We start from the raw sequence: 18,873 nt of genomic DNA on the forward strand, positions 1-18,873 counted from the left end.
TCGACCGCTCGTCCGAAAAGAGAGGGGATCGAATGTCGAGTACAGCGGTTCATTTCATCGGGCTGCATGCAGCTATCGACCGAGGAAAACGTTTGCCAGGTAGCCAGTCCCCAAAATACCAACCTGCAAAGGATGTGACCGCTGTCATGCATTAGCACATTTGTCGTATTTGCAGCCGAGAATACTCCGTGACAGGTGCTATGGTTACCTTCCCGGCGGCCGCATCGATGTGGCCACCCGCTCACCACGTCCAGGTACGGACAAGGAGGCTGGCATGAACAAGATGACGTTCCCCAACGCCTGCCAGGTGATGCGCTGGCATTTCCACCCGCTGGGCTTCGAAGCCAGCATGGATGCGCCACGCAGCATGGTCGCGCGGCTGTTCGACCGCGCCACCGGCGAAACCCTGCTGGCGATTGCCGGCATCCCCTGCTCGGCAATCATGGCCGCCGCCGACGTAGAGCGCATCATCGAGGCCGTCGAGGCGGAGATGGATACTTTCATGCCCGCCTTCACCCTGCGCGACGCGGTCTAGCCCGCTGCGGTACTTTCCTGGCGCATGGCCTGCAACTTGCCCATGAACTGCTCGGCCGGCACCGGCTGGCCCAGCAGGTAGCCTTGCAGCGAATCGCAGCCCAGGCGGGTCAGGAAGTCCTGCTGCCTGTCAGTCTCCACCCCTTCGGCAACGATGCGCAGCCCCAGCGCCTGGCCCAGCGCCACGATTGCCGAAACGATCGCCGCATCGTCGCTGTCCTGCTCCAGGTCGCGCACAAAACCGCGGTCGATCTTCAGCTCGTTGGCCGGCAGGCGCTTGAGGTACATCAGGCTGGAATAGCCGGTGCCGAAGTCATCGATAGACAGGTCCACGCCCATGTCGGACAGCCGCTGCAGCACCGTAAGGCTGGCATCGGCGTCGTGCATGGCGGTTGTTTCGGTAATTTCCAGGGTCAGGCAGTTGGCCGGCAGGCTGTTCTGCTGCAGGGCTCGGGCCACGCTGTCGACCAGCCCGGCATGGCAGAACTGGATGGCCGACAGGTTCACCGCCATGCGCCAGCCGTGGTGCCCCTGGTCCAGCCACTGACGCATCTGCCGGCAAGCCTCAATGAGCACCCATTCGCCAATGGGAATGATCAGGCCGGTCTTTTCTGCCAGGCCGATGAAACGGTCGGGCAGCAACAGGCCCTGCTGCGGGTGCTCCCAGCGCAACAACGCCTCGGCACCGATCGGTTGGCAATTCTGGGCGTCGAACTTGGGCTGGTAGTGCAGGCGGAACTGGCGCTGCTCCAGGGCCTGGCGCAGGTCCTGCAGTAACTGCAATTGCTGGCGGGCGTTGCTGTTCATCGACACGTCGAAGAAGCTGTAGCCGTTCTTGCCGGCGCTCTTGGCGTGGTACATGGCAGCGTCGGCATTGCGCAGCAGCTCGTGCTGGTCCTGGCCGTTGCCCGGATACAGGACGATGCCCAGGCTCGCCGTCAGTTGCAGATCATGCTCGGCCACGCGGAACGGCCGTGACACCAGGTTGACCTGCTTGACCGCCACATCCATGGCATCGTTCGGCTCGCGCAACTGCACCAGCAGCACGAACTCGTCGCCGCCGATGCGCGCCAGGGTGTCCTGGCTGTGCAGGTGCCCGCGCAAACGCGCCGCCACGGCCTTGAGCAGCAAGTCGCCGACGTGGTGGCCAAAGGCATCGTTGACTGGCTTGAAGCCGTCCAGGTCGATGAACATCAGGGCAAAGCAGCCGCCCTGCTCCGCTACCTTGGCGATGGCCTGCTCGATGCGGTCGGCCAGCAGGGTACGGTTGGGCAGGTCGGTGAGGGTATCGTGCAGGGCCAGTTGGGTCAGTTCCTGGTTGGCCAGGGTCAGCGAGCGGGCCAGCTCGGCGGTGCGCGCCTCCAGGCGGGCGTCCAGCACCGAGGTGAGCAGAGCCACCGCCAATACCGCCAGGGTGGTGATCAACACCAGGTAGACCAGGCCGTCGCCTTGCAGGCCGCCCCCTGCCAGGGCACCACAGAAGCTGCCTTCGGGGAAGTTCGCCGCGGCCATGCCGGTGTAGTGCATGCCGACGATCGCAAAACCCATCACCACCGCCGCCAGGCCGCGAATCTGCCGCACATAGGGGGTATGCGCGCGCAGACGGAAGGCGATCCACAAGGCCGCTGCCGAGGCGCCCACGGCAATCAGCAGCGAAGCACCGAACAGCGTCGGGTCATAGTCGATGCCCGGCAGCATGCGCAGCGCGGCCATGCCGGTGTAGTGCATGCAGGCGATGCCGGCGCCCATGATCAGCGCGCCAAATGCCAGCTGCTGCCACGGCAGGCTCGGCTGGCTGACCAGCCACAAGGCAAAGCCCGAGGACAACACGGCAATCAGCAACGAGAACGCGGTCAGGGCAAGGTCATAGCCCAGTTCGATGGGCAGGCTGAAGGCGAGCATGCCGATGAAGTGCATCGACCACACGCCGATGCCCATGGCCAGCGCGCCACCCCCCATCCACAGGCAGGCAGCCCGGCCTTTGGCCGTGGCGATGCGGCCGGTCAGGTCAAGGGCGGTATAGGACGCCAGGATTGCCACGCACAGCGAAATCAACACCAGCGAAGAGGAGTAGCTACCGGTCAGCATTGGGAGTTCCAGCGACGGGACGGGAGGCCCGGAAAAAGCTGACGATTGTACTCAAGCTTAGGCGAAACGCACGGGGTTTTTGCGAATGGGAATGGATCCAAAGACTGCGAGGGCCTGGATGGATGCGCGGTAGCTGTAGGAGCGGCCTTGTGTCGCGATCGGGCTGCGAAGCGGCCCCAGCGATCTGTGCTTGTACACAACGTTCTGGGGCCGCTCTGCGGCCCGATCGCGACACAAGGCCGCTCCTACAGGGGGGCGCGACCGCAGGTCGATTCAGTCCTGCTCGGCAAACGCCTGTTCGGCCTGCCAACCACCACCCAGCGCGGCAACCAGTTGTACGCTGGCGACCAGGCGCCCCTGCAGCAGGTTCAACACACTGCGCTCGTTGCTCAGTGCCGTGGTCTGCACGTTGACCACATCCAGGTAGCCGATCAGCCCGGCGCGGTACTGGTTCTCGGTCAGGCGCAGCGACTCGCGGGCGGCATCCAGTGCCTCCTGGCGCACTACCGCTTCATCGCCATACACCTTCAACTGTACCAGCAGGTTTTCCACTTCCTTGAAGCCGTCAAGCACGGTCTGGCGGTACTGCGCCACGGTCTGGTCATACACCGCCACCGTGCGGTCCACCTCGGCACTGCGCTTGCCGGCGTCGAACAAAGTCAGCGCCAGTTGCGGGCCCACCGACCAGTAACGGTTGGGCAGTTCGATCCAGTTGCTGAAGCTGCTGCTGGAGTAACCGCCACTCATGCTCAGGCTCAGGTCCGGGAAGTACGCCGCCCGCGACACGCCGATGTTGGCGTTGGCAGCCATCACGTTGCGTTCGGCCGCAGCGATGTCCGGGCGCCGCTCCAGCAACTGCGAGGGCAAGGCCACGGGAATTTGCGGCAGCGCCGGAATGGCCTTGCTGTCGGCCAGGGCGAAGTCGGCCGGGGCCTTGCCCAGCAACACGGCAATGGCGTTCTCGAACTGTGCGCGCTGCCAGACCAGGTCGATCAGATCAGCCTCGGTGCTTTTCAGCTGGGTACGCGCCTGGGCCACCGCGTCCGGGCCGGCGACACCGGCGCGGTACTGGTTTTCGTTCATCCGCAGGGAACGTTCATAAGCTGCCACGGTGGCTTCCAACAGGCGCTTCTGCTCGTCGATCACCCGCAACTGCAGGTAGTTCTGCACCAGTTCGGACTGCTGGCTGAGGCGGATCGAGGCCAGGTCGGCCAGGCTGGCTTCGGCACTGGCTTCGTTGGCGTTGAGGGCCTCGCGCAGCTTGCCCCACAGGTCGATTTCCCAGCTGACACCGAGCTGGGCGTTGTAGGTGTTGCGAATGCCGCTGCTGTTGTTGGACAGGCTCGAACTGGAGCTGCCGGTGCCCTGGGCCGAGCGGTTCTTGCCGACGCTCAGGTCCAGGCTGGGGAACAGTGCCGCCCGGCTGCTGCGCACCAGCGCCTGGGCCTGACGGTACTGGGCCTCCGATTGCGCCACGGTCTGGTTGCTGCGGTTGAGCTCTTCGACCAGCGCATTGAGCCCGGCATCACCGTAGATTTCCCACCAGGCGCCGCGGGCGATGGCATCGGACGGCGCGGCCTGAGTCCAGCCTTCGGCATGCTTGAACTGCGCCGTGCTGCTCAGCTCCGGGCGGTGGTAGTCCGGGCTCAGGGTGCAGGCACTGAGCAAGGCGACACACAACCCGGCGCCGAGCAGGCGCGAGCCACGCCCACGGGTCAGCGTCTGCAGGGCACGGTGAAGTGGGGTCTGGGCAAAAGTCATAGCGGGGTTTCCAGGGCGGCGTCGGTGCGCACGCCACGCCAACGGTTGAAACGGTGACGCAGGCGGTCCAGGTACAGGTAGACCACCGGTGTCGTGTAAAGGGTGAGGATCTGGCTGAACACCAGGCCGCCGATGATGGTCAGGCCCAGTGGCTGGCGCATTTCCGCGCCTTCGGCGTGGCTCAGCAGCAACGGCAAGGCACCGAGAATGGCCGCCAGGGTCGTCATCAGGATCGGCCGCAGGCGCAGCAGGCAGGCCCGGCGGATCGACTCTTCCGGTGTCAGCCCCTGGTGGCGCTCCAGCTGCAGGGCCAGGTCGATCATCAGGATGGCGTTTTTCTTCACCACGCCGATCAGCAGGAACAGCCCCAGCAGCGAGATCAGGCTGAACTCGCCACCGGTGACGTACAGCGCCAGCAAGGCACCGACGCCGGCCGAGGGCAGTGTCGAGAGGATGGTCAGCGGGTGAATGTAGCTTTCGTAGAGGATGCCCAGCACCAGGTAGACCAGCACCAGCGCGCCAAGGATCATCAGCGGCTGGCCTTCCTGGGTCTTGGCGAAGGCATCGGCACTGCCGCCGAGCCTGGCGATCACTTCCTCAGGCAAGCCCAGCTTGGCCACCGCGCGCTCCAGCGCCGCCATGGCCTGGTCGGGGCTGTAGCCTTCGGCGACATCGAAGGCGATGCTTTCGGCGGCGAACTGGCCTTCATGGCTGACCCGGTCGTTGGCCAGGCTGTTCTCGTAATGGGCGATGGTCGACAGCGGCACGCGTGCCCCGTCGGCGGTAATCACCTGCACCTGCTCGAGGGTGCTCGGGTCCCAGGCGTACTTCGGGTTGATCTCCAGCACCACCTGGTACTGGTTGAGGCTGTCGTAGATGGTGGAGATCTGCCGCTGGCTGTAGGCGTTGTTCAGTACCGTGGTGACCATGTCCATGTCGATGCCCAGGCGCTTGGCCTGGTCGCGGTCGACCACCAGGGTCACCTGCTGGGTGCCGGCGCCATCGCGAGCGTCGATGGCTGTCAGCTGCGGCAGTGCACGCAGCGCCGCCACCACTTTCGGGAACCATTCGCGCAGCGCCGCCAGGTCGCCGCTTTGCAGGGTATAGAGGTACTGCGACGAGGTCTGGTCACGGCCGCCGCCGCCCAGTTGCAGGTCCTGGTCGGCCATCAGGAACAGGCGCCCGCCTGGTACCTTGGGCATTTCCTTGCGCAGCCGCTCGATCACCTTCTGCGCGTCGATCTTGCGCTCGCTGATCGGCTTCAGGCGCACCAGCACGAAGGCGTTGTTGGTGCCGCTGTTGCCGCCGATGAAACCGGCAACGCTCTGCACCGCCGGGTCGGCCAGCAAGGCCCGGCGATACACTTCCATTTTCGGCTGCATCACGCTGAACGACAGGCCGTCGTCGCCGCGGATGAAGCCCATCAACTGGCCGGTATCCTGCTGCGGCATCAGCGTCTTGGGTACCACCACGTACAAGGCGATGTTGATGCCGATGGTAGCCAGCAGGCTGAACAGGGTCAGGCGCTTGTGGCGCAAGGCCCAGCCCAGGCTGCGGTCATAGGCACCGACCATGCGCTGGTGCAACCGGTCGCTCCAGCGCTGCAGGCGGGTCTGCTCGGCCTGGTGCGGCTTGAGCCAGCGGGCACACAACATCGGCGTGAGGGTCAGCGATACCACCAGCGACACGATGATCGCCGCCGCCAGGGTGATGGAGAACTCCTGGAACAGGTTGCGCACGATGCCGCCCATGAACAGGATGGAGACGAACACTGCCACCAGCGACACGTTCATCGACAGCAAGGTGAAACCCACTTCCCTGGCACCCAGGAAGGCCGCTTTCATCGGCGGCTGGCCGTCCTCGATGTGCCGGGAGATGTTCTCCAGCACCACGATGGCGTCGTCCACCACCAGCCCGGTGGCAAGGATCAGCGCCATCAGCGACAGGTTGTTGAGCGAGAAACCGCACAGGTACATGACCGCGAAGGTGCCCACCAGTGACACCGGCACCGCCAGGCTGGGGATCAGCGAGGCACGCAGGCTGCCAAGGAACAGGTAGACCACAAGGATCACCAGCACCACGGCGATCAGCAGGGTGTGCTCGGCTTCCTTGAGGGTTGCCTTGATCACTGGCGAACGGTCCATGGCCACGTTCAGTTGCACGCTGGCCGGCAGCAGCGACTGCAGGGCCGGCAGCTGCGCCTTGATCTGGTCGACCGTTTCGATGATGTTGGCGCCGGTCTGGCGGTTGACCACCAGCAGCACCGCGCTTTGGTCATTGAAGAAGCCGCTGTTGTAGCGGTTCTCCACGCCATCGGTGATGGTTGCCACATCGGACAGGCGCAGGATGGTGCCGTTCTGCTGGCGGATCACCACGGGCTCGTAGTCCTTGGCGCTTTCCAGCTGGTCGTTGGCGCGCACCTGCCAGTTGCGCTCGGCGTCCTCGACAAAGCCCATCGGCCGGCGCTGGTTGGCGTTGGACACGGCAGTGCGCACTTCATCCAGCGACAGGCCGTACTGGTTGAGCAACTGCGGCTCCACGGCAATGCGCACCGCCGGCAGCGAACTGCCGCCGATCTGCACCTCCCCTACCCCGGGCACCTGGGCCAGGCTCTGCGACAGGATGGTGTCGGCCAGGTCGTACAGCTGGCCTTTCTGCAGCACATCCGAGGTCAGCGACAGCACCATGATCGGTGCCTGCGACGGGTTGATCTTCTTGTAGGTGGGCATGCTGCGCATACCGCTGGGCAGCAGGTTGCGGGTGGCGTTGATCGCCGCCTGCACCTCGCGCGCCGCACCGTCGATGTCGCGACCCATCTCGAAGCCGATGATCACCCGCGTGGAGCCCTGGTTGGAGCTGCTGGTCAGGGTGGTCACGCCGGCAATGCTGCCCAGCTTGCGCTCCAGCGGCGTGGCCACGGTGGACGCCATCACTTCCGGGCTGGCGCCGGACAGGTTGGCCGACACCACGATCACCGGGAAGTCCATCTGAGGCAGCGGTGCCACCGGCAGCAGGCCGAAGCTGACCCCGCCCAGCAGCATGATCGCCAGGCTCAACAGCATGGTCGCCACCGGGCGACGGATGAAAGGACCGGACAGGTTCATGCCTCGGCCTGCTTCACGTCAGTGGCCGGGCGCCAGCGGCGGGCCAGGCGGTCGAAGTACAGGTAGATGACCGGGGTGGTGAACAGCGTCAGCACCTGGCTGACCAGCAACCCGCCGACCATCACCAGGCCCAGCGGCTGGCGCAGCTCGGCGCCGGAACCGGTGGCGAACATCAGCGGCACGGCGCCGAACAGCGCGGCCAGGGTGGTCATCAGGATCGGCCGGAAGCGCAAAAGCGCCGCCTGGTAGATGGCATCGCGCGGGCTCATGCCCTGCTGGCGCTCGGCCTCGAGGGCGAAGTCGATCATCATGATCGCGTTCTTCTTGACGATGCCGATCAGCAGGATGATGCCGATGATGGCGATCATGCCCAGGTCGTTGCCACTGATGAGCAAGGCCAGCAAGGCGCCGACCGCCGCCGACGGCAGGGTCGAAAGAATGGTCACTGGGTGGATGTAGCTCTCGTACAGCACACCCAACACGATGTACATGGTCACCACCGCCGCCAGAATCAGCAGCAAGGTGCTCGACAGCGATGCCTGGAACGCCTCCGCCGCGCCCTGGAAGCGGGTCTGCACGCCTAGCGGCATGCCGATGTCCTTTTGCACCTGCTCGATCACCTGCACCGCCTCGCCCAGCGATGCGCCGTGGGCCAGGTTGAACGACAGGGTCACCGCCGGGAACTGGCCGATGTGGGAAATGGCCAGCTGGGCCTGGCGCTGCTCGATGCGCGCCAGCGCCGACAGGCGCACCTGGCCGCCATCGGTGGCCTTGACGTGGATCGACTCCAGCGCCTGCGGGCCGATCACAGCCGCGTCCTGCGACTGCAGCACCACACGGTACTGGCTGGCCTGGGTGTAGATGGTGGAGATCTGGCGCTGGCCGAAGGCGTCATACAGGGCGTTGGTGATCTGCGACACGCTTATCCCCAGGCGGCTGGCCATGTCGCGATCGATCACCAGGTACACCTGCAGGCCCTTGTCCTGCAGGTCGCTGGCCACATCGGCCAGCTCCGGGCGCTGCTGCAGCGCCTGCACCAGCTTGCCGCTCCACTGCGCCAGCAGGTCGGCGTCCGGCGACGACAGGCTGAACTGGTACTGGGTACGGCTGACCCGGTCTTCGATGCTCAGGTCCTGCACCGGCTGCATGAACAGGCGGATGCCCACCAGCCGGTCGACTTGCGGCTGCAGGCGGTTGATCACTTCGCTGGCCGTGACATCACGCTCGCCATGGGGCTTGAGGTTGATCAGCAGGCGGCCGCTGTTGAGCGTGGCGTTGTCGCCATCGACACCGATGTAGGACGACAGGCTCTGCACGGCCGGGTCCTGCAGGATCACCTTGCTCAAGGCCTGCTGGCGTTCACTCATGGCAGCGAACGAGGTGGACTGCGGTGCTTCGGAAATGCCCTGGATCACCCCGGTGTCCTGCACCGGGAAGAAGCCCTTGGGCACTACCATGTACAGGAATACGGTGAGCGCCAGGCTAGCCACGGCCACCAGCAACGTCAGCGGCTGGCGCTTGAGTACCCACTGCAGGGCGCTGCCGTAGTGCCTGATCAGCCAGTCGATCCAGGCGCCACTGGCGCGGTAGAAACGGCCCTGTTCCTCTTCCCTGGGCTCGCGCTTGAGCAGGCGCGCGCACATCATCGGCGTGAGGGTCAGCGATACCACCAGGGAAATCAGGATGGCCACCGCCAGGGTGATGGCGAACTCGCGGAACAGGCGGCCGACCACATCGGCCATGAACAGCAGCGGGATCAGTACCGCAATCAGCGAGAAGGTCAGCGAGATCAGGGTGAAGCCGATTTGCCGGGCGCCCTTGAGCGCCGCCTGCATGGGCGTCTCGCCCTCCTCGATGTGCCGGGAGATGTTCTCCAGCATGACGATGGCGTCGTCGACCACGAAACCGGTGGCGATGGTCAGGGCCATCAGCGTCAGGTTGTTGACCGAGAAGCCGGCCAGGTACATCACGCCAAAGGTGCCGATCAGCGACAGTGGCACGGCGATCGACGGAATGAGGGTGGCGCTGAAACGACGCAGGAAGACGAACGTGACCATTACCACCAGGGCAATGGCGATCAGCAGTTCGTGCTGCACGTCCTTGACCGCGGCGCGGATGGTCTGGGTGCGGTCGGTGAGCACCGAAACATCCAGGCCGGCCGGCAGGTTGTCGGTGATCGACGGCAGCAGGGCCTTGATGCGGTCGACCACTTCGATGACGTTGGCGCCCGGCTGGCGCTGGATGTTCAGCAGCACCGCGTGGTTTTCATTGGCCCAGGCAGCCAGGCGCTCGTTTTCCGCGCCGTCGACGATTTCGGCCACGTCCTTCAGGCGCAGCGGTGCACCGTTGTTGTAGGCCAGGATCAGGTTGGCGTATTCCTCAGGGGAACGCAGCTGGTCGTTGGCGTCGAGCATCGACACCCGGGTCGGGCCGTCGAAGTTGCCCTTGGGCTGGTTGACGTTGGAAGCGCCGATCAGGGTGCGTACGTCCTCCAGATTCAGGCCGTTGGCGGCCAGGGCATCGACGTTGACCTTGATCCGCACCGCCTGGCGCTGGCCACCGGCGATGCTGACCATGCCCACACCGCTGATCTGTGCGAGCTTCTGTGCCACACGGGTATCGACCAGGTCGTTGAGCTTGGGCAGCGACATGGTCTTGCTGGAGATGGCCAGGGTCAGCACCGGGGTGTCGGCCGGGTTGACCTTGTTGTACACCGGCGGCGCCGGAAGGTCGCTGGGCAGCAGGTTGCTGGCGGCGTTGATCGCGGCCTGCACCTGTTGCTCGGCAACGTCCATGTTCATGTCGAGGTTGAAGCGCAAGGTCAGCACCGAGGCGCCGCCGGAGCTGGTCGAGGCCATCTGCTCCAGGCCTGGCATCTGGCCGAACTGACGTTCGAGCGGCGCGGTAACCGCGCTGGTCATGACCTGCGGGCTGGCGCCTGGGTACAGGGTCATGACCCGGATGGTCGGGTAATCCACCTGCGGCAAGGCGGAAACCGGCAGCAGCTTGTAGGCGATCAGGCCGGCCAGGACGATGGCCAGCATGCTCAGCGTGGTGGCAACCGGCCGCAGGATGAACAGACGCGAGAGGTTCATGCGCCCGCCTTGCCTGCTGCGCTACCAGGCTGTGCTTGACCGGGCTGCACATCGCCAGTGCTTGCCGAACCCTTGGCTTCCTGGCCTTGCAGGTGCTGGCCCGGGGTGGTCGGCACTTGCGAGCTGTCTTCGACAACTTCCACCTTGGTGCCTTCGCGCAGGCGGTCGGTGCCTTCCAGCACCAGGCGGTCGCCGGCCTTGAGGCCCTCGAGAATGACGCTGTTCTCGCCGTCGCTGGCGCCAACCTTGAGCTTGCGGATGTTGACCGTGTTCTGGTCATTGACCACGTAGGCGAAGGAGCCGTCATTGCCGAACTGGATGGCCGCCGCCGGGGCCATGGTCACCTGCTTGAGGGTGTCGGCCAGCAGGCGCACGTTGACGAACTGGTTGGGGAACAGGGCCAGGTCCTTGTTCTCGAAGCGGCCCTTGAACTTGAGGGTGCCGGTGGTGGTGTCGATCTGGTTGTCGATGCTGCCCAGCACGCCGGTGGACTGCAGCTTGCTGTCACTGCGGTCCCAGGCCTCGACCGGCAGGCTGGCGCCGCTGCGGTAGCGCTCCAGCACGGTGCTCAGCTCGGTTTCCGGCAGGGTGAAGGCAACGCTGATCGGCTCGGTCTGGGTAATCACCACCAGCGCGGTGGTGTCGTTGGCCGCCACCAGGTTGCCCAGGTCGAGTTGGCGCAGGCCCACACGGCCGTTGATCGGCGAGCGAATCTGGGTGAAATCGAGGTTGAGGCGGGCGTCGTTGACCTGCGCCTGGTTGGTCTTTACCAGCCCCTGGAACTGCGCCACCTGTGCTTCGGCGGTGTCGAGGGTTTGCTTGGCGATGCTGTCTTCGGCGTACAGGCCTTTATAGCGGGCCAGGTCGACCTGGGCGTTCTTCAGCTGCGCCTGGTTCTGCGCCAGGGTGCCTTCGGCCTGTTGCAGGGCGATGCGGTACGGGCGCGGGTCGATCTCGGCGAGCAGGTCGCCGGCCTTGACCTGCTGGCCTTCCTTGAAGTGGATCTTCACCAGCTCGCCAGCCACGCGGCTGCGCACGTTGACGGTGTTGGTCGCGGTGACTGTGCCCAGGGCCTTGTAGTAAAGCGGGAAGTCGCCCACCCGCACCGGCTCGACGCGCACCGGCACCGGGTCGCTGGAGCCACCAAAGCCCGGGCGGCCGCCCATCATGCCCATGCCCTTGCCACCGCGCCCGCCACCGGCTTCCTTGGGCGCAGGCGCTGCTGCGGGCCACAGCCACCAGGCCAGTGCAGCCACCAGCAGCAGGATCAACAGGCCAACGAGCCAGCGACGAGGGGAACGGGAATTGGACGCTTGCATGGGTTGAACGAACCTTGTTCGGAATGACGACTTGGGGAGGATGAACGATAAGCACTGGCTTCGTTTTAGCAAAGCGCCTTTACCAGAGGTTTACCTTTGCCTTACGTTGCCAAGGGGTTGAACTTTAAATGAAAACGGCCCGGAAATGGTTCCGGGCCGTTTACAGGGTGTTGCCTGGAGCGGTGGCGGGCTGAAAGGTTTCGGTTGCCTGTGCCGGCCCCTTCGCGGGTAAACCCGCTCCCACAGGGATATCACAGCTTTTGAAACCTGTGCCGTACCTGTAGGAGCGGGTTTACCCGCGAAGAGGCCGGTACAGGACTCAGCCGACCTACCCCACAACCCTTACTTCAGCACAGCCAGAGCTGCGTCGTAGTTCGGCTCATCAGCGATTTCGCCAACCAGCTCGCTGTGCAGCACCTTGTCGTTTTCGTCCAGCACCACCACGGCACGGGCAGCCAGGCCGGCCAGCGGGCCATCGGCGATGGCCACGCCGTAGTTTTCGAGGAACTCGCGGCCACGCAGGGTCGACAGGTTCTTCACGTTGTCCAGGCCTTCGGCGCCGCAGAAGCGTGCCTGAGCGAACGGCAGGTCGGCGGAGATGCACAGCACCACGGTGTTGGCCACATCGTTGGCCTGGGCATTGAACTTGCGCACGGAGGTAGCGCAGGTCGGGGTGTCGACGCTCGGGAAGATGTTCAGCACCTTGCGCTTGCCGGCGTAGTCAGTCAGCGACTTGTCAGCCAGGCCTTCACCGACCAGGGAGAAAGCCGGAGCCTGGGCGCCGGCTTTCGGCAGCTCGCCGTTGACCTGAACCGGGTTGCCTTTGAGAGTCACTTGAGCCATGACGAAATCCTTATGCGGGTTTGAAAAGGACACTGAGTTAAGCATGAAGGCGGCCGGGTGCCTATGGGGGCAGTGAAATTGTTCTATTACCGGACAATTCTTGTGGACAAAAAAATGCCCGGGTGGCTACAAGCGCCCCGGGCATTACTTTTGCGGATGGCGTATCAGCCCAGCAGGCCGTATACCACCGAGGTCAGCGCAACCAGGCCGACTACCACCACGAACACGTTGGAGGCAGCACCGCTGTACTTGCGCATGGATGGCACGCGGCGAATGGCGTACATCGGCATCAGGAACAGCAGCACCGCGAGGATCGGGCCACCGAGCGACTCGATCATGCCGAGGATGCTTGGGTTGAGGGTGGCGACGATCCAGCACACCACCAGCATCAGCGCGGCAACCACGCGGTCCAGAGCCTTGGCCCCCGGGCGTGCGCCGGCCTTGGTGATGATGCCCTTCAGGCCTTCGCTGGCGCCGATGTAGTGGCCGAGGAACGACTTGGCAATGGCCACGAAGGCGATCAGCGGCGCAGCGAACGCGATGGTCGGGTTGCTGAAGTGGTTGGCCAGGTACGACAGGATCGACAGGTTCTGCGCCTTGGCCTCGGCCAGCTGGGCGCTGCTCAGGGTGAGCACGCAGCTGAACACGAAGAACAGCACCATCACCACCATCAGCAGGTGGGCACGGCGCAGGATCTGGCCGCTACGCTCATCGGCATGCTCACCGTAGCGGCGCTTCTGGTCGACGGCGAAGGCGGAGATGATCGGCGAGTGGTTGAACGAGAACACCATCACCGGAATCGCAAGCCACAGGGTATGCAGGAAGGCCGAGGCCGGCGGCACCTGGGTGGCGCTGTCGAGAATGCCACCGGTCCAGTGCGGCACCAGGTACAGGCCCAGCAATGCCAGGGCAACGATGAACGGGTAGACCAGCAGGCTCATGACCTTGACCGTGGCCTGCTCCCCGCAGCGCACGATGGCCAGCAAGCCGAGGATCAGCACGAACGACAGGATGGCCCGTGGCGGCGGCGCCAGGTGCAGCTGGTGCTCGATGAAGCTGGACACGGTGTTGGTCAGTGCCACGCTATAGATAAGCAGGATCGGGAAGATTGCAAAGAAGTACAGCACGGTGATCGAGGCGCCGGCGGTACTGCCGAAGTGTTCCCTGACCACTTCGGTGATGTCGCCGTCATTGCGCCCGGAAAGGACGAAACGGGTCAGCCCGCGGTGAGCGAAATAGGTCATCGGAAAGGCCAGGATGGCCAGGGTCAGCAGCGGCCAGAAGCCGCCAAGGCCGGCGTTGATCGGCAGGAACAGGGTTCCGGCGCCGATCGCTGTGCCGAACAGGCCCAGCATCCAGGTGGTGTCATGACGCGACCAGCTGCCAAGGGTGGCGGGGGTCGATTCTGCAAAGCGTTGTTCAACGCTTGGGGCCTGCTCATTCATTCCGGGTGAAGCTCCACTCGCAAGACTGCAACAGGCTGAGAATGGCGAAATAGACGTTTCGCCCAACTCAACCGAAAAAGGGAGCGCGATTGTGCACGGAAAGGTTGCACTTGCGAAGTCCTTTTCCGAGGAGCGGTTGCACTTGTCTTTACAAGCGGGTTGTGCCGCTGGACTGCAGGAGGGATTTGACAGATGTAGGAGCGGCCTGGTGTCGCGAAAGGGGTGCGCAGCGCTCCCAACGTTTGCAGCTTCGCCGCGAATATTGCCGGGGCCGCTTTGCGGCCCTTTCGCGACACAAGGCCGCTCCTATAGAAGGCCGCGGCCCCATGGACGCGGCCCCGTGCGGTGTTACTTCTGGACGGCGGCGAAGGCTTCGGCAACCCGTTGCAGGTTGGCCGGGCGCAGGCCGGACATGCATACGCGGCCGCTGTCGATCAGGTACACGCCGAACTCGTCACGTAGGCGGCGCACCTGCTCGACGCTGAAGCCGGTGTAGCTGAACATGCCGCGCTGGCGCAGGAAGAACTGGAAGTCCTGGCCTGGCAGCAGCACGGCCAGGGCATCGACCAGCGCCTGGCGCATGTCGAGGATACGCTTGCGCATCACTTCGACTTCTTCGGCCCACTGTGCATTCAGGCCGGCATCGCCGAGCACGCCAGCGACCAGCTGGGCGCCGAAGTTGGGCGGGCTGGAGTAGTTGCGGCGTACGGTAGCCTTGAGCTGGCCGAGCACGCTCTGCGCGGTGGCGTCATCGTCGCAGACCACCGACAGGCCGCCGACCCGCTCGCCGTACAGCGAGAAGATCTTCGAGAACGAGTTGCTGACCAGGCACGGCACGCCGGCGCGGGCCATTTCGCGGATGGCGTAGGCATCTTCCACCAGGCCCTCGGCGAAGCCTTGGTAGGCGATGTCGAGGAACGGGATCAGCTGGCGTGCCTTGACCACTTCAACCACCTGTTGCCACTGGTGCTGTTCCAGGTCGGCGCCGGTGGGGTTGTGGCAGCACGGGTGCAGCAGCACCACGCTGTTGGCCGGCAGAGTCTGCAGGGTGGCCAGCATGCCGTCGAAGTCCACGCCACGGGTGGCCTGGTCGAAATACGGGTAGGTATGCACCTTGAAGCCGGCGCCTTCGAAGATGGCGCGGTGGTTGTCCCAGGTCGGGTTGCTGACCCAGACTTCGGACTGCGGGAAGTAGCGTTTGAGGAAGTCGGCACCGACCTTGAGAGCGCCGGAACCGCCCACGGTCTGCACGGTGGCCACGCGCCCGCCGGTCACGGCCGGGTGATCGGCACCGAACAGCAGCGCCTGGATCGCCTGGCGGTAGCTGGCCAGGCCTTCCATCGGCAGGTACAGCGAGGCTTCGTGGTCCTGGCCGGCGATGCGTTTTTCCACCGCATCCACAGCCGCCAGTTGCGGCACCACGCCGGCCTCATCGTAGTAAAGGCCGATACTCAGGTTGACCTTGTCGGCGCGCGGGTCGGCCTTGAAGGTTTCCATCAACGAGAGGATCGGGTCGCCGGCATAGGCATCGACATGTTTGAACACAGCGTGCAGCTCCTTGGATCAGGACAGTTCGAAAAGGCAGCCCTGAGCATACCCGGAGTGCGGGCTCAGGAACATCAACTATTGTGCAAGGTTGTCTATGCAACATTGCATGGCTGAAGATGAAGTTGCCAATGCGGGCCTCTTCGCGGGTGAACCCGCTCCCACAGGGATATCACTGCCCTTGAAACCTGCGCAGTACCTGTGGGAGCGGGTTCACCCGCGAAAGGGCCGGATCAGCCAAGCAACTCTTTCAGGCCTTGCAGCTCCTGCTCGGTCAACGCCACCCCCTCCTCCTCGGCCACCTCGCGCTCGCGGTAACGCCGCTCGCCCGGCATGCGCGTCAGCCCCACCGCCTGCATCTGCTCGACCAGCTCGCGGCTGCGCAGGGCAAACCGCTCGCCCTCGGCCTTGCTCGGGTCGATGACGATGATCAGCTGCCCGGTCCATGGCGTCTTCGCCCCCGGGTGCCCCGACCAGTCGAACTCCCAGGAGAAATGGCCGCCGGTCAGTGCCGCCGCCAGCAACTCCACCATCATCGACAAGGCCGAGCCTTTGTGCCCGCCAAATGGAAGCAAGGCGCCGCCCTCCAGAATCGCCTTGGGGTCGGTGGTCGGCTCACCATTGGCATCCACTCCCATGCCCTTCGGCAATTGCTGGCCAGCGCGCGCGGCAATCTGCACGTCGCCATGGGCCATGGCGCTGGTGGCCATGTCGAAGACGATCGGGTCATGTTCGACGCAGGGCGCGGCAAAGGCGATGGGGTTGGTGCCGAACAGCGGCTTGCGGGCGCCGTGCGGCACCACGCAGGTCATGCTGTTGACCACGCTCAGGGCTACCAGGCCTTCGTCGGCGAATGGTTCCACATCCGGCCACAGCGCGGCGAAATGGTGCGAGTTGTGGATCGCCAGTACGGCGATACCGGCGTTGCGCGCCTTCGCCACCAGAAGTTCACGGGCCGCTGCCAGCGCCGGCTGGGCGAAACCGCCTGCGGCATCGACGCGAACATAACCGGGCGCTACGTCGCTGACCTTCGGCGTGGCCTGGCCATCGACCCAGCCGCTGGCCAATGTCGAAACATAGCCGGGCATGCGGAACACCCCATGGCTGTGGGCACCATCGCGCTGGGCGCTGGCGCAGTTGTGGGCCAGTACCCGGGCCACGCTTTCGCTGCAGCCATGGCGCTGGAAGATGCTCTGCAACAGGCCCTGCAGCTCGGTAAAAGGCACGCGCACGACGGTGCTGGTGGAAGGTGCGGACATCTGAAGCTCCTTGTTGGAATTGGAATGGCTACAGCGTTGCAACGACAAAAACTTTCCGGCATGTGACAGCTATCTGTCAAATGTTGACTTGATGACAGAAAACAGCCATTTTCTTTCGCAAGCCTTACCCCTGGAGCAGCAGCATGAGCCAACCGATCAAGCAACGCCTGGAAAACAGCCTCGAAGGGGCCGCTGCTTCGGGCCGCAAGATCGCCAGCTACATGCTCGCCAACCTGCATGAACTGCCGTTCCAGACCTCGGCCAGCATTGCCGTCAAGCTGGGCGTCAGCGAATCCAGTGTCGGCCGCTTCTGTCGTTCATTGGGTTATGCCCACCTCAAGGCGTTGAAGCAAGACCTGCAGAACGACCTGGGCGATGGACCGTGGCTGGTGGGCGATCGCCTGCAAGATTACCGCCAGAACCAGGACGCCAGCGACAACGCAGGCAGCCTGGAGCTGGAAATCGCCGCCCTGGTGCGCGTGCACGAGTATCGCCAGGGCAGCGCCTGGCACAGTGTCGCCCAGCGCCTGGCGAGCAAACGGCGGGTGTTCATTGCCGGCTTCCAGACCGAGCGCGGCATCGCCATGTGCATGAGCCACCTGCTGCAGTACCTGCGCGATGGCGTGCAGCTGGTCGATATCAGCGCCGGGCACTTTGGCGAAGTATTGCTGGGCCGCGCCGAAGACAGCGCCCTGGTGGTGTTCGAGGCCCGCCGTTATTCCCGCCATGCCCTGCTGTTGTGCCAGAAGGCGCGCGAGGCTGGCATTGCGGTCACCCTGGTGACCGACCCCTTCTGTGACTGGGCCGATGCCAACGCCGACGAGGTGTTCCGCATCCCCACCGAGTTCAACCTGTTCTGGGAATCCACCTCGACCATGCTGTCGTGGGTGCACCTGATGGTCAACGAGGTCTGCAAGAAGCTCGGACCGGATGTTGAAAAACGCTTGGAAGCAACTGCCGCTCTACATAACGAATTCGTCGGCTACACCTCGTGGTCGACGGGAAAACAACAATAGCAAGAGTGCAATGAGGTGCGAGATGAACAAGACCATGGCCTTGGTGGGTGCGTGTGCCCTGCTGCTGTCGGGTACCGCCAGTGCCGAAACCCTGCGCTTCGCCACCGAGGGCGCCTACCCGCCCTTCAACTATGTCGATGCCAATAACCAGTTGCACGGCTTCGACGTGGACATCACCCATGCCCTGTGCGAGCAGATGAAGGTCGAGTGCACGCTGGTGGCCCAGGACTGGGAGGGCATCATCCCGGCGCTGATGGCACGCAAGTACGATGCAGTGGTCGCGTCGATGATCAACACCGAAGAACGGCGCAAGAAGATCGCCTTCACCGACCACTACTACCGCACCCCGCTGACCGTCGCCGTGGCCAAGGACAGCAAGATCAACGACGCCCAGACCAACTTCGACGGCTACACCGTTGGCGCCCAGTCGTCCTCCACCCAGGCCATCTACGCCGAAGACGTCTATGCCAAGGCCGGTGCCGATGTGAAGCTGTACCCGACCATGGACGAAGCCAACGCCGACCTGGCTGCGGGCCGCCTGGACGGTGTTATTGCCGACAAGTTCCCCCTGAACGAATGGATGACCAAGAACGGCGGGGACTGCTGCAAGATCCTCGGCGACGTGGCCAACACCAAGGCCGATGCCGCCATTGCCGTGCGCAAGGACGACGAAGCCCTGCGCCAGCGCCTGAACACCGCGCTGCAGCAGATCGTGGCCAACGGCACCTACCAGAAGATCGCCAGCAAGTACTTCGCTTTCGATATCTACAACTGATCTTCAGGAAACTGCGCAATTTCTGTAGGAGCGGCCTTGTGTCGCGACAGGGCCGCAAGGCGGCCCCGGCAATCCCTGCTGCGGCATAG

General features: G+C 64.4%; 12 protein-coding genes. 3 read left to right on the forward strand and 9 right to left on the reverse strand.

Features of this window, described 5'->3' with window-relative positions; all coding sequences use genetic code 11:
* The first annotated feature begins 274 nt into the window (after positions 1 to 274).
* Positions 275 to 535, forward strand: a complete 261-nt coding sequence (locus tag RIN61_RS00635) for a DUF1652 domain-containing protein (protein ID WP_013972974.1) — start codon at positions 275 to 277, stop codon at positions 533 to 535.
* On the opposite strand, the gene RIN61_RS00640 is transcribed toward RIN61_RS00635, so the two are convergent.
* The 9 genes from RIN61_RS00640 to RIN61_RS00680 all read right to left on the reverse strand — a co-directional run bounded on the left by RIN61_RS00640 (position 532) and on the right by RIN61_RS00680 (position 16,993).
* Positions 532 to 2,622, reverse strand: coding sequence for a putative bifunctional diguanylate cyclase/phosphodiesterase (locus RIN61_RS00640; RefSeq protein WP_313855263.1), 2,091 nt, complete (start codon positions 2,620 to 2,622; stop codon positions 532 to 534). The genes RIN61_RS00635 and RIN61_RS00640 overlap by 4 nt on opposite strands.
* Before the next feature lie 273 nt (positions 2,623 to 2,895).
* Complete coding sequence (locus RIN61_RS00645) at positions 2,896 to 4,383, reverse strand: efflux transporter outer membrane subunit (RefSeq protein WP_313855265.1); 1,488 nt, start codon at positions 4,381 to 4,383, stop codon at positions 2,896 to 2,898.
* Positions 4,380 to 7,487, reverse strand: a complete 3,108-nt coding sequence (locus tag RIN61_RS00650; RefSeq protein ID WP_112252582.1) for an efflux RND transporter permease subunit — start codon at positions 7,485 to 7,487, stop codon at positions 4,380 to 4,382. The genes RIN61_RS00645 and RIN61_RS00650 overlap by 4 nt, the downstream gene beginning before the upstream one ends.
* The gene (locus RIN61_RS00655) at positions 7,484 to 10,582 is read right to left on the reverse strand and encodes an MdtB/MuxB family multidrug efflux RND transporter permease subunit (RefSeq protein ID WP_313855268.1); all 3,099 of its coding nucleotides are present in this window, start codon (positions 10,580 to 10,582) and stop codon (positions 7,484 to 7,486) included. The genes RIN61_RS00650 and RIN61_RS00655 overlap by 4 nt, the downstream gene beginning before the upstream one ends.
* A complete protein-coding gene (locus RIN61_RS00660; RefSeq protein ID WP_207878872.1) occupies positions 10,579 to 11,901 on the reverse strand; it encodes an MdtA/MuxA family multidrug efflux RND transporter periplasmic adaptor subunit in 1,323 nt (440 codons plus the stop codon). The genes RIN61_RS00655 and RIN61_RS00660 overlap by 4 nt, the downstream gene beginning before the upstream one ends.
* Before the next feature lie 342 nt (positions 11,902 to 12,243).
* On the reverse strand, positions 12,244 to 12,744 hold the full coding sequence (gene tpx, locus RIN61_RS00665; RefSeq protein ID WP_039614183.1) for a thiol peroxidase: 501 nt from the start codon (positions 12,742 to 12,744) through the stop codon (positions 12,244 to 12,246).
* Positions 12,745 to 12,908: 164 nt separating this feature from the next.
* The gene (locus tag RIN61_RS00670) at positions 12,909 to 14,189 is read right to left on the reverse strand and encodes a serine/threonine transporter (RefSeq protein WP_313855272.1); all 1,281 of its coding nucleotides are present in this window, start codon (positions 14,187 to 14,189) and stop codon (positions 12,909 to 12,911) included.
* 348 nt (positions 14,190 to 14,537) lie between these two features.
* The gene (locus RIN61_RS00675) at positions 14,538 to 15,734 is read right to left on the reverse strand and encodes an amino acid aminotransferase (RefSeq protein ID WP_112252586.1); all 1,197 of its coding nucleotides are present in this window, start codon (positions 15,732 to 15,734) and stop codon (positions 14,538 to 14,540) included.
* 233 nt (positions 15,735 to 15,967) lie between these two features.
* The gene (locus tag RIN61_RS00680; RefSeq protein WP_313855274.1) at positions 15,968 to 16,993 is read right to left on the reverse strand and encodes an Ldh family oxidoreductase; all 1,026 of its coding nucleotides are present in this window, start codon (positions 16,991 to 16,993) and stop codon (positions 15,968 to 15,970) included.
* Positions 16,994 to 17,136: 143 nt separating this feature from the next.
* On the opposite strand from RIN61_RS00680, the gene RIN61_RS00685 reads away from it, so the two are divergent.
* Both RIN61_RS00685 and RIN61_RS00690 read left to right on the forward strand, forming a co-directional pair.
* Complete coding sequence (locus RIN61_RS00685; protein ID WP_112252588.1) at positions 17,137 to 18,009, forward strand: MurR/RpiR family transcriptional regulator; 873 nt, start codon at positions 17,137 to 17,139, stop codon at positions 18,007 to 18,009.
* A 22-nt stretch (positions 18,010 to 18,031) separates the two neighbouring features.
* Positions 18,032 to 18,784, forward strand: coding sequence for a transporter substrate-binding domain-containing protein (locus tag RIN61_RS00690; protein WP_112252589.1), 753 nt, complete (start codon positions 18,032 to 18,034; stop codon positions 18,782 to 18,784).
* Positions 18,785 to 18,873 lie beyond the last annotated feature (89 nt).

It is taken from the genome of Pseudomonas inefficax (genome assembly GCF_032164165.1).
Lineage (GTDB): Bacteria > Pseudomonadota > Gammaproteobacteria > Pseudomonadales > Pseudomonadaceae > Aquipseudomonas > Aquipseudomonas inefficax.